Origin of the sequence: Rhodanobacter aciditrophus, from assembly GCF_042679525.1 — a bacterium.
Taxonomy (GTDB): Bacteria; Pseudomonadota; Gammaproteobacteria; order Pseudomonadales; family Marinomonadaceae; genus Marinomonas; species Marinomonas aciditrophus.
In genome coordinates, this window is the sequence record NZ_JBHTMN010000007.1 from 52058 (window position 1) to 64191 (window position 12134).

Here is a 12134-nt window from a genome sequence, read left to right on the forward strand (position 1 = left end):
TTCAGCGCTTCATAGCTGTCCCAGTGAAAACGCGTGTCTTCACCTGGGGAAAACAGCAAGCCATGATCGGCTGCTTGTGCAAAGGGTGCAGATAGGGTCAGGGCGATGGCCGCAGACAATAGAGACTTATTCATTTCCACTCCTTGTTGGCCATGAGTGACATGACCATTATTGTTATTCTCAGCTAGGACTGAACGACTTTGGCAACTCTTAAAACGCTTCTTTAAGGATTAAGAATTGAGGAAATTATTGTCAAAGAATGAGCCCACATCAAGGTCACTTCATTCTTAAATTCGACTTAAATACAGTACAACTCTAGAACAAGTCTCAGAAAATGCGATCAAAGAAGTGATTCTTATTAACTTAAGAACTGCTTAATAAATACCCAAAATCTCTAAAATTCATCTAAAAAGATCAATTTAGTAGGACAATAAAGGAAGCGTTCGCAGCCTATAAGACCAGGAAACACGTGGCGGGAATACAAGGGGAAAACAAAAAAGCCCGCTGAGAAATCAGGCGGGCTTAGGCAGAAAGACCATCGAAGTGGCTTCTTAATCGTTTAACAATTATTTAGAGCGATGCCAATCGCGTGTTGGCCTGTTCAAGATTTGGAAGGGATGGGTAGGCACCTACTTTGGTCACCGCATCGGCACCACAAGCCACTGCAAAACGGATACAGGCTTCCAGCTCCTCTTGTGAGAAATTTTGTAGTGACCCTCGGTCTCCGCCACGCTCCGCCAATTGATACAACAAGCCCCCCACGAACGCATCACCTGCTGCCGTGGTGTCTTTCACATCCACTTTAGGTGCCACAACCTGACCTTGTCCTTGACTGCCCGCGTAGTAGCGCACTGGCTCGCCACCATCGGTTAATACGAACAAAGACACGCCTTTGGACAACAGCTCATCAATCAATGCAAAAGGATCTTCTGCCAACACAGCAAGCTCCTCTAAGCTGGCCTTGATCACGTCCCCCTGCTCCATCCAATTGATCACACGAGCCTTATCTACTACATGGTCTGGCCAAAGGTTAATACGTAGGTTTACATCAATGCTGACAATCCAATTGGCGGCTTTTGCATGTTCAATACCTGCCAAAGTGGCTTGTGTCACTGCCGCTTCCGTAAGGGTATTTGAGCAAGTGTGGAATACCCCGGTTGGCTCACTGAACCAGGCTGCTTGAAAGTCGTCCGCACGGAACAACATGTCTGCAGATGGATTACGGTAGAATTCGAAGCTGCGTTCACCTGTGCTGTCTAAGCTCACAAACGCTAATGCGGTTTTGGCTTCTTTGGTCATCAACATACTGTCAGTGGCCACACCATATTGCTCTAAAGAGGCTTTCAGGAAGTGACCAAACGCATCATCACCCACCTGACCTGCAAAGTGGCTATTGCCACCTAAACGCGCCACTGCAACCGCTACGTTGGCTGGCGCACCACCAGGAAACTTGGTAAACGTCTCAAGACCGTCAAGGCCGGTTTCGCCATTAGAAAGGAAGTCGATTAGGGCTTCACCAAAAGCCATTACCTTAGTCGTCATCGTGGATATCTCGCTATTATTGTTACGAACAATTAATCAGTATGGTCATTTAAGAGCGCTACCGCTAGCTTCTACTATTCGGTTACACTGCTCTTTTAAAACCTCAGAACTGTATTATCTACTTCATTGGTTAACAAACGGTTTCTTGCTAGACTCTTTGTTTAATCTGCTCACTTTATCGCCAGACATACGAATTATGACAAAAACCAAACGCATCTATGTCGTAGACGACGATGACGAAATCCGCACACTGCTTAAATCCTACTTGGAAAAAAACCAATATTCAGTGCTGACAGCGGATACTGGCGAAGCATTTTTAGAGAATTTTGACCCAAGCTTGGGGGTCGATCTGGTCATATTAGACGTCCGTTTGCCTGGGGCAGACGGCTTTTCTGTGTGCAGTTCATTACGTACCGTTTCCAATGTGCCAGTGATCATGTTGACCGCCAACTCCGACGAAATGGATCGTATCATTGGCCTAGAAATCGGTGCCGACGATTATTTGGCAAAGCCTTTTAACCCGAGGGAATTGCTGGCGCGTATCAAGGCCATCCACCGCCGTATGGAACACGTTGAAGCGCCGGAACCAACACCTGAGCCGATGCCTCAACCCTACCGCTATTATCGCTTTGCGCAATTTATACTGGACACCCTGACTCGAGAACTCTGGGTCGACGGGCAAAAAGAATCCTTAAGCGGCGCCGATTACAACTTACTGATGCTATTTGTCACCAATCCTGGGGCAGTTTTGAGCCGTGATTACATTGCTGAAAACACCCGTGGTCGTGACACCACACCACTGGATCGTTTTATCGATGTGCACGTGAGCCGCTTGCGCCAGCGTTTACGGGAAGACGCCCGCCAGCCGCAATTAATCAAAACCGTTCGAGGGCAAGGGTATATCCTGACGGCACAAGTCGAAGCCAGCGACCATGGCACCTTCTAAACGGATCAAACGCTGGTTACAGTCCTTAACGGGGCAAATCGTCATCATCATGACTGTGGGGGTGGCCGCGGCACAGCTCATTGGCTCGTCCATTTGGCTCCACCAAGTGGAAGCCGATACCCGCCAAAATGTACGTGAAGTGTCTAAACACATGGCGTTTCGGATTGCCGCCACGGTCAGCTACTTTACTTCTTTGCCACAAAACTACCGCCACATCGTCATCGATCAATTACAGGATATGGGGGGAACACGCTTTTTCGTCACCCTGAATCGAGAAGAGATCGCCATCAACCCGATTCCAGATTCCCCTCTTAAAGACATCGTTAAGCAAGAAGTGCAGACTACTTTGGCCCAGCAGCTGGGGATTCGTGACGCCAAGATCGCTTTTTCCAGCCCTGAAGACCTGCATGTGATCAATAACAATACCCGCTTGGTGGATTTACCTGAACGTTGGGGACACCACAGCCTGTTGGTAAAGCCTCTAACTCCCCCCATCATAGTGATTCAAATCCCTATTAATGATTCGGATTGGCTGTACTTGGCGAGCTTGATGCCAGACCCTTACTTTTTGGAAGAAACCTCCCCCCTCAGTCGCGACCGTATTTTTTCGCTGATCATTTCCGTAACAACCGTGCTATTACTGACATTGTTGATTCTACGTCGCACCACTCGCCCATTAGCGATACTCGCCCGGGCGGCGGAGCGTTTTGGTCAAGGGGACTTTAAACCCCTACGTGAGGAAGGTGCCCTAGAAGTTCGCCATACGGCTCAAGCCTTTAACGACATGCAAGCCCGTATCCAGCGCTATTTAGATGACCGAGAGCGGTTATTTGCATCCATTTCTCACGACCTTAAAACCCCCATCACCCGTTTGCGCTTACGGGCAGAAATGCTCGACGAAGAGCCTGTTAGGGATGCCATGGTAAGGGATTTAGAAGATCTGGATATGTTGGTAAAAGGGGCGATTCAGAGTGTTAAAGAAACGGACATCCACGAAAACCGTGTCGAAATAAATGTCATGCGCTACCTCAATGACATTCAGTCCAGCGCCAACCAACGCAGCGAAACAGTGCTGCTCAATGGCACCTTGAAGCACCCCTTTATTGGCAAACCCTTGGCCATACGACGTTGCTTAGGGAACTTGGTGGACAATGCTTTGTTCTACGGTAAACGTGCTCATATTTTCGTGGAAGACAGTGAAGACGAACTGAGCATTCGCATCTGTGATGATGGCCCTGGGATTCCAGAAACCAAGATCAACGACATGTTCCAACCCTATACCCGTCTTGCCTCCAGCGACAGTTCTCGTCCAGGCAGTATGGGCTTGGGGCTCAGTATCGCCCGCAACATTGCCCGAGCCCACGGTGGCGAAGTCATGCTTCGCAACCGTGAGCAAGGGGGTCTTGAGGCACGACTGTGGCTACCCCGCCACTGAAGCTTCCTTCTTTGCTAACAAAGCATTGATGTCCTGCTTCATCAGAGGCTTAGAAAACCAATACCCCTGCCCTTTGCGGCAGCCTTGTTGATAAAGATGTTTGGCTTGGGCTTCAGACTCAATGCCTTCTGCCACCAAATCAAAATGCAAACCACTGCACAAGAAGATAATCGCCTGAGTAATCATAGGATCAGAGAGCTGTTCCACATTATCTTCAGAGACAAAGCAGCGGTCGATCTTGATACGATCAATGGGCAAAGTCTTCAGATAACGCATGGACGAATAGCCGGTACCAAAATCATCAATGGCAATTTTCACCCCTAGATTTCGCAAAGCATTCAAGGAATAAAAACTGGCCACGCCACTGTCCACGAACACTTCTTCGGTCAACTCAAGAATGAGAGAACCAAGGGGCAGATCATACTGTGCTAAGAGATCAATGACCTTTTGCTCAAACTCAACATGGCGCAAATGCCGCGGGGAAATATTTACCGACATCGTCAAATCATAGCCAAGATCCAACCATTCTCTTAGTTGAGAGCAGGCTTCCTCCAGCACCCATTCCCCCAATTGCGCCGTTAGCCCCACTCGCGCTGCCTCCCCAATAAACTCATTAGGCATGATCAGCTCGCCAGTGGATAAACGCCAACGCACCAAAGCTTCGACACCAACGATTTCGCGGCTTTCTAGATCAACAATAGGCTGGTAATGGAGCTCAAACTCGTTATTACGCAGGGCTTGTTGTAAGCCATTTTCAACGCGTGTCTCCCGCTGTAACCGTGCCTGCAGCCCCTCGGTGAATACCAAATGATGGGCGGCGCCGAGCTTTTTACACTCGTACAGGGCCATATCCGCTTTACGCATTAATTCGGACACGGTTCCCCCTTGATCTGGGTAGACCGCAATACCCATGCTGGCAGAGACTTCCAAATGCTTACCGTCCAAGGCTGCCGGGCGCATGGTTTCTGCTAATACCTTTTCGGCCACGTTGTTTAAGCTGTCAATGTCGGTGACATTATCCAGCAACAAGGTGAACTCATCCCCCCCGATGCGTGCGACAAAATCACTCTTGCGAATCGCCCCTTGAATACGTTTACCCACCAAAGTCAGTAGCAAATCTCCCACATGGTGACCTAGGGTATCGTTGACGTTTTTAAAACGGTCCAGATCCAAAAAGACGATGGCAAGACGACTTTTATTACGCTTCGCCCGGGCAATCGCCAGCTCCGCATGTTCTTCAAAGATCAGACGATTGCCCAAACCTGTCAGAGGGTCACGTTTGATCAGCTGGGAAATTTGCTGTTCGGCCCGTTTGCGTTCAATGGCATGACGAATACTGCGTTCCAATAGTCCAGCGGTTAGCTCGTCTTTCGGGATAAAGTCTGATGCGCCTAATTGCATCAACACATCGTCTAGCTCACTGGCATCCCCACCGGTCAACACGACAATGGGAGACTCTAGACCGATCAGCTTCACATGTTTAAACAGGTCAGCAGCTGTGTGGCCGTTTAAGAAATAGTCCGCCAAAATGACGTCGTAGTGGCCCTCGATCAAAGCCTGTAGCGCCGCCTCAAAACTGGACACATGATGCAACTCGAACTCCGAGCGAGTTGCTCGGCTTAAGTAGGTCCGAAGTAAAATGTAGTCCTCTGGATCATCTTCAATCACCAAAACTGACAAGGTGTTTTTTTCCATAATTCCCTCTAAGCAATGGGTTTAAGCCAACGCTTATACAAAGCGTCCAATTGCTTCGCCAATTCCATCACGGTATCTGGCTTGCCCAAATGATCGTCTGCTCCCAGCATGGCGCTTCGTGCTCGATCCTCTGCCATGTTCGCGGTGGAAAAGACAACGACCGTTAGGGCATCAAACGTCGACTGCCCTCGCAGCTCTTTGAGCCAATCAGCGCCTTTCTTCCCCGGCATATTTAAGTCTAACAGTAATAAACTGCGCTGCATTCGATCTGGCAAATGTGCTAATTCCGTTAGCACGGCTTCAAATGCCACCTTATTTTGCACATGCAAAAAAGAGATTGGCACATCCAATCGGGTCAACGCGGTTTTAACGAGCAATGCATCTTCCGCATCGTCATCAAACATAATCACTTGAGCTGTGTCATCCTGACGTATATTCATAACTCACTCCCTGTTTTTAACAAACTCTATCACCATCTCGGTGCCCTCATTTTCCACCGATTTCGCGTACAGTTGGCCTCCATGACGCTGTACAATTTTACGACAGATCGCTAGCCCCATTCCCGTTCCTGGGAAGGTACGCATATCATGCAACCGTCGAAAGACTTCAAAAATCTGCTCTGCGTACTCCTGAGCAAACCCTATACCATTATCTTTTACAATAATTCGAAAGACCGATTCATCACTTTGATCGAACACATTAATAACTGGGCGTCGATCATTATGGTGATACTTTAAAGCGTTGCCGATCAAGTTTTGAAACAACTGTCGTATCTGAACCTTATCCACGGCCACCGTAGGCAACTCACCCACGTTAATGTCCGCATCACACTCTTCCACCGCTAATTGCAGGTCTTCCAGCACATCCTCTAACAAATCGTTTAAGCGGGTGTCTTTAAGCGGGTTCGCCTTCGAAGTTACTCGACTGTAGGCCAGTAAATCCGACAATAAGTCCCGCATGCGCTCCGCAGCATTTACTATGTATCCAGAGAATTCCTGCCCCTCTTGATTAAGGTGACCGTATCCCCCTTCTTGTAACAGTTTAGAAAACGAAATGATTTTCCGCAGGGGTTCACGCAAATCATGGGACGCGATAAACGCAAATTCCTGCAATTCACGGTTAGAAGCTTCCAAGGCTTTATTACGCTCTTGAATGCGTTGCTCGTAGGATTTGCGCTCACTAATATCCACCACAGCGGCAACGATCTCAGCCCCATCGTCCAGATCCACAGGATGCAAGCCCACTTCTAGGGGCACCCGTGTGTCATCAAAACGTACCCCGTATAAATCTCGACGGGCGCCCATCATGCGCTTCGATGGATGCTGTTGAAAGGCATCCCTATCATGGTGATGCTGAGCACGTAGCTCTTGGGGTACCAGTTGCTCGACAGACTTCCCTACTAAATCTTGAGGGGTACAACGAAAAATAGACGCCACCATACTATTGGCTTGGGTGATTTTGCCGGTCTTATCTACCACTAGCATGCCATTGGGTGCGGATTCAAAAATGCTGGTCATACGAGTTTTAGCCCGCTCCGTGGCCTGCACTTCACATTCTAATCTGTCTTTCACATCCTTTAATTGCTGGGTTCTAAGGTCCACCTCCTGTTCTAAGGTTTCTGATAAGGTGCTGAGTTCCTCTTCCAATCGCTGTCGCTGATCGTATTCCGCCTGCCAGCGCTGTTGGCTAATGGCAAGCTCTGCTGCTTTTGCTTTTCTGTCACGCATCATCCACAGCAACAAGATCAAGAGTAAAAAATATCCCACCCACATAAAGACACCTATCCCAACGCCGTGGCTGCTCTCCATTACGACTCCTTATCCGTTTGCCCCAGAGGTTCCTTTGATTATAGAAGAAGTTTATTGAAAGAAAGGGTGGCGATTTCGCCAGTTAGGTCTAGCTTGAATGGTGAGTCTGCAGACCTGTGTTTTGAGTCTTCAAACCCCACTTGCAAGACTTTGATACATTTGGTTGCTCTACTTTACCACTTGCGTGCATAAGGTTTGCTACATTTGACTGGTCTTAATGAGTATTCATTATGTCAACACCATAAAATGTTAGTTAATAAGTGCCATAACAATAACAAGGGTTACTAATCATGAAAAAAATTGCATTAGGTCTATCTAGTCTTGCCATCTCCGTTGCTGCAGCCACTGCACATGCAGGAGAAGTAGAAGTTCTACATTGGTGGACATCAGGTGGTGAAGCCGCTTCTATCAACGTATTGAAAGACTTGATGGAAAAAGAAGGCCACACTTGGAAAGATTTCGCTGTTGCCGGTGGCGGCGGTGAGTCTGCGATGACCGTTCTAAAATCTCGCGCAATTGCCGGCAACCCACCTTCTGCCGCGCAAATCAAAGGCCCTACTATCCAAGAATGGGGCGACCTAGGTTTCCTTACTAATCTTGACGCTGTTGCCAAACAAGGCAAATGGGACGTTGTGTTGCCACAAGTTGTGAGCGACGTTATGAAGTACGACGGCCATTACGTTGCGGCACCGGTTAACGTTCACCGCGTAAACTGGATGTGGGCAAACCCTGAAGTATTCAAAAAAGCAGGTGTTGCGATTCCTGGCACTTGGGATGAATTCTTCGAAGCAGCAGACAAAATCAAAGCAGCAGGTTTCACACCACTTGCTCACGGTGGTCAAGCTTGGCAAGACGCGACGCTATTCGAAGCAATCGCTTTGTCTAAAGGCTCTCAGTTCTACAGCGCAGCGTTCATCGGTCTAGATGAAAAAACCCTACGCAGCGACGACATGGTCGACGTTTTCAAAACGTTCAAGAAAACTCGTGACTACGTAGACACTGGTTTCTCTGGCCGTGATTGGAACATCGCAACGTCTATGGTTATCAATGGTGAAGCAGCAATGCAAATCATGGGTGACTGGGCGAAAGGCGAGTTCACTGCAGCAGGCAAAAAAGCGGGCATCGATTACGTATGTTACGCAGCGCCAGGCACAAGTGGCCAATTCACATTCAACATCGACTCTCTAGCGATGTTTGAAGTGGATAACGAAGACGCTCAAAAAGCGCAGCAAGACCTTGCTCGTTTGATGCTTGAGCCAACGTTCCAAGAAACCTTCAACCTAAACAAAGGTTCCATCCCAGCACGTTTGAACATGCCTCGTGACAAGTTCGACTCTTGTGCTCACTCTTCTATGGATGCGTTCCTTGCAAGTTCTACAACAGGCGACCTAGTACCAAGTATGGCACACGGTATGTCTGTGAACTCTATGGTTCAAGGTGCCATGTTTGACGTTGTCACAAACTTCTACAACAGCGACTCAATGACAGCAGAAGACGCTGTTGACCGTTTGGCTCGCGCTGTAAAAGCAAGCATGTACTAATAAGTGCTAACGCACTGAAAACGAGGCCAATCATGGGATTGGCCTCCCTTCTCTCCTCAAAGTAGAAGTACCCATTATGAAGACAAATGCCGCCAAAGCTGGGTCTGGATCGACTCAAGCTGGTCGTCCTGCACGCCTGAGCTTGGCAGACTGGATGCCGAAAATCGTCATGGCACCGACGGCTGTAGCAGCCATCGTGTGTATCTACGGCTACATGATATGGACGGCCGTACTCTCTTTCACAAACTCTCGTATGCTACCAACGTACAAATTCGTTGGTTTTGATCAGTACGAGCGTTTATTTATGAATGACCGCTGGATGGTGGCCCTATCGAACTTGGGCGTATTCGGTGGCTTATTCATCTTAATCTGTCTGTTTTTAGGTGTGATGCTGGCCATCTTTCTGGACCAGAAGATCCGTGCCGAAGGCGCGATCCGCACCATTTATCTTTACCCGATGGCGATCTCATTCATCGTAACCGGTACCGCATGGAAATGGCTGTTGAACCCAACCAATGGTATCGAAAAAATGATGATCGAATTGGGCTTTGAAAACTTCCGTTTTGACTGGTTAACAGACCCAGACATGGTGGTTTACTGTTTGGTCATTGCCGCCGTATGGCAAGCGTCTGGCTTCGTCATGGCCTTGTTCCTTGCGGGTCTACGTGGCGTTGACAGCGAAATGATCAAAGCCGCTCAATTGGACGGTGCGAGCACCTTTACCACTTATCGCCGCATCATTCTGCCATCTCTTAAACCGGTATTTTTCAGCGCCTTGGTGATCTTGTCCCATATTGCGATTAAGAGCTTTGACTTGGTGGCAGCCCTAACCAATGGTGGTCCAGGCTACGCCTCTGACTTACCAGCGAACTTCATGTACGCACACGCCTTTACCCGTAGCCAAATCGGCCTAGGTGCCGCGTCTGCCATGGTGATGTTGGGCTGTGTATTAGCCATTTTGATTCCGTACTTGTACTCAGAACTTCGAGGTGAGCGCCATGAGTAATGTAGCAAAACGCCAAACCTCTGCCCTAGATAAAGTCTTGCGCGTTGTACTATACGCGGGCCTATTAACTATGGCTGCTGTGTACTTGGCACCTTTTATCGTCATGTTGCTAACGTCCCTAAAAGACGTAGAAGAAATCCGTACGGGCACACTTTTGTCCCTACCAGGCTCTTTAAACTTTGATGCTTGGAGCAAAGCCTGGAATGGCGCATGTACCGGTAGCCAGTGTGAAGGTATGGCACCGTACTTCTTTAACTCATTCCAGATCGTTATCCCTGCGGTGGCCATTTCTACCTTGTTGGGTGCTCTGAATGGCTATGTTATTTCCCATTGGAAATTCAAAGGCAGCGACCTGTTCTTCGCCGCTTTGTTGGTAGGCTGTTTCATTCCTTTCCAAGTGATCTTGCTGCCTATGGCACGTACCTTGGGTTGGTTGGGCATTGCCAACACTACGACAGGCTTGGTCATGGTACACGTGGTTTACGGTGTGGCCTTTACGACCTTGTTCTTCCGTAACTTCTACCAGTCGATTCCTGTAGAGCTTGTGAAAGCAGCCCGTCTTGATGGCGCAGGCTTCTTCACCATCTTCTACCGCATTATCTTGCCGGTATCGACGCCAATCATCGTAGTAACGGTTATTTGGCAGTTCACTCAGATTTGGAACGACTTCCTATTTGGTGTGGCATTCTCTGGCTTCGACACACAACCTGTGACGGTAGCCCTCAACAACCTTGTTAACACCAGCTTCGGTGGTAAGGAATACAACGTCGACATGGCTGCTGCCATCATCGCCGCCCTACCGACCCTACTGGTTTACGTATTAGCAGGTAAGTATTTCGTTCGAGGCCTAACGGCTGGCGCAGTGAAAGGCTAAGCGAATCACAGTTGAACTCAGCGCCGGCGACGACATCCGCCGGCCCGTTACAGAATTTGGAGAAATAACATGGCAAGTCTAACCATTGATAATGTAAAAAAGCGCTACGGCCAAACAGAGATCCTAAAAGGCATTAACATCTCTATCGAAGCGGGCGAATTCCTAATCCTAGTCGGCCCATCTGGCTGTGGTAAATCCACCCTGATGAACTCGATTGCAGGCCTTGAAGACGTTTCTGAAGGTCGCATCCTAATTGGCGACAACGACGTGACTTACGCAAGCCCGAAAGACCGTGACATCGCCATGGTGTTCCAGTCCTACGCCTTGTACCCAAACATGACCGTGGCAGAAAACATCTCCTTCGGTTTGGAAATGCGCAAAGTTCCAAAAGAAGAGCGTGAAGCGGAAGTGGAACGCGTGGCAGAGATGCTACAAATCGGCCACCTACTAAAGCGTAAACCAGCGCAATTGTCTGGTGGTCAGCGCCAGCGTGTGGCCATGGGTCGTGCCCTAGCACGTCGTCCTAAAATGTACCTATTCGACGAGCCGCTATCTAACTTGGATGCCAAGCTACGTGTGGAAATGCGTACCGAAATCAAAAAGCTACACCAAAAGCTGGGCACCACCATCGTATACGTAACCCACGACCAGATCGAAGCCATGACCCTTGCGGATCGCATCGCGGTGATGAAAGACGGTGAAGTACAGCAGCTTGGCACGCCACAAGAGATCTACGACAACCCAACGAACCTATTCGTTGCAGGTTTCATGGGCTCACCAGCAATGAACTTCATCCCTGCCAAAGTGGTAGAACAAGCAGGTTCCTACGCTCTGGAATTACAGGCGAGCCAACCTACTATCGTGCCTTTCCCTAAACCAGAAAGCCTAGCGAATCATGTTGGTAAAGAGATCTTACTAGGCTTACGCCCAGAAATGATCACAGAGCCACAGCCACACAAAGAAGGGGCTGATTTCGTTGTGACTGCCGACGTGGACGTAGAAGTGACTGAACCAATGGGTGCGGACACCATGATCCTAACCCGCGTCCAAGGTGCGGAAGTAAACTGTCGCTCTAACCCAGCCTACCCTGCGAAATCTGGCGAAACCATTGCCATGATGTTCGACACCTCAAAAGCGGTTGCCTTTGATAAAGACAGCGGCGTGCGTCTTGATAACTAACGTTTTGCGGTAAGACTACTCAAAACTTTTTAGCCGGCGAAAGCCGGCTTTTTTTGGTTTGAAGGTTAGGATGCTCTAGGATTTTTCAGCGGATCGAAAAGAATTTGT

General features: G+C 48.7%; 10 protein-coding genes. 6 read left to right on the plus strand and 4 right to left on the minus strand.

Going from position 1 to position 12134, the window contains the following annotated elements; all coding sequences use genetic code 11:
* Positions 1-570: 570 nt before the first annotated feature.
* Complete coding sequence (locus ACFQ45_RS05640) at positions 571-1542, minus strand: carbohydrate kinase family protein (protein WP_377366013.1); 972 nt, start codon at positions 1540-1542, stop codon at positions 571-573.
* A gap of 196 nt (positions 1543-1738) precedes the next feature.
* On the opposite strand from ACFQ45_RS05640, the gene ACFQ45_RS05645 reads away from it, so the two are divergent.
* Positions 1739-2488, plus strand: a complete 750-nt coding sequence (locus ACFQ45_RS05645; protein ID WP_377366014.1) for a response regulator — start codon at positions 1739-1741, stop codon at positions 2486-2488.
* Positions 2475-3923, plus strand: coding sequence for an ATP-binding protein (locus tag ACFQ45_RS05650; RefSeq protein ID WP_377366015.1), 1449 nt, complete (start codon positions 2475-2477; stop codon positions 3921-3923). Before ACFQ45_RS05645 ends, ACFQ45_RS05650 begins: the two co-directional genes overlap by 14 nt.
* Here the strand turns inward: ACFQ45_RS05650 and ACFQ45_RS05655 are convergent.
* The 3 genes from ACFQ45_RS05655 to ACFQ45_RS05665 are packed head-to-tail and all read right to left on the minus strand — an operon-like array spanning position 3909 to position 7426.
* Positions 3909-5618, minus strand: a complete 1710-nt coding sequence (locus ACFQ45_RS05655) for an EAL domain-containing response regulator (RefSeq protein WP_377366016.1) — start codon at positions 5616-5618, stop codon at positions 3909-3911. The two genes, ACFQ45_RS05650 and ACFQ45_RS05655, sit on opposite strands and share 15 nt — an antisense overlap.
* An 8-nt stretch (positions 5619-5626) precedes the next feature.
* Positions 5627-6058: a response regulator gene (locus ACFQ45_RS05660; protein ID WP_377366017.1), complete on the minus strand. Its 432-nt coding sequence runs from the start codon at positions 6056-6058 to the stop codon at positions 5627-5629.
* 3 nt (positions 6059-6061) lie between these two features.
* Complete coding sequence (locus ACFQ45_RS05665; RefSeq protein WP_377366018.1) at positions 6062-7426, minus strand: sensor histidine kinase; 1365 nt, start codon at positions 7424-7426, stop codon at positions 6062-6064.
* A gap of 290 nt (positions 7427-7716) precedes the next feature.
* Here ACFQ45_RS05665 and ACFQ45_RS05670 point away from each other — a divergent pair, with 290 nt between their 5' ends.
* From ACFQ45_RS05670 to ACFQ45_RS05685, 4 genes are all read left to right on the plus strand, one after another.
* Entirely contained in the window at positions 7717-8967 is a 1251-nt protein-coding gene (locus tag ACFQ45_RS05670) for an ABC transporter substrate-binding protein (protein ID WP_377366019.1), read from the plus strand.
* Between the two features lie 76 nt (positions 8968-9043).
* Positions 9044-9973 carry a carbohydrate ABC transporter permease gene (locus ACFQ45_RS05675; RefSeq protein ID WP_377366020.1) on the plus strand — a complete coding sequence of 310 codons (930 nt, stop codon included), beginning with the start codon at positions 9044-9046 and terminating at the stop codon, positions 9971-9973.
* Positions 9966-10847 (plus strand): carbohydrate ABC transporter permease, encoded by an 882-nt coding sequence (locus tag ACFQ45_RS05680; protein WP_377366021.1) that lies wholly within the window; start codon positions 9966-9968, stop codon positions 10845-10847. The genes ACFQ45_RS05675 and ACFQ45_RS05680 overlap by 8 nt, the downstream gene beginning before the upstream one ends.
* 69 nt (positions 10848-10916) lie before the next feature.
* Complete coding sequence (locus tag ACFQ45_RS05685; RefSeq protein ID WP_377366022.1) at positions 10917-12026, plus strand: ABC transporter ATP-binding protein; 1110 nt, start codon at positions 10917-10919, stop codon at positions 12024-12026.
* Positions 12027-12134 lie beyond the last annotated feature (108 nt).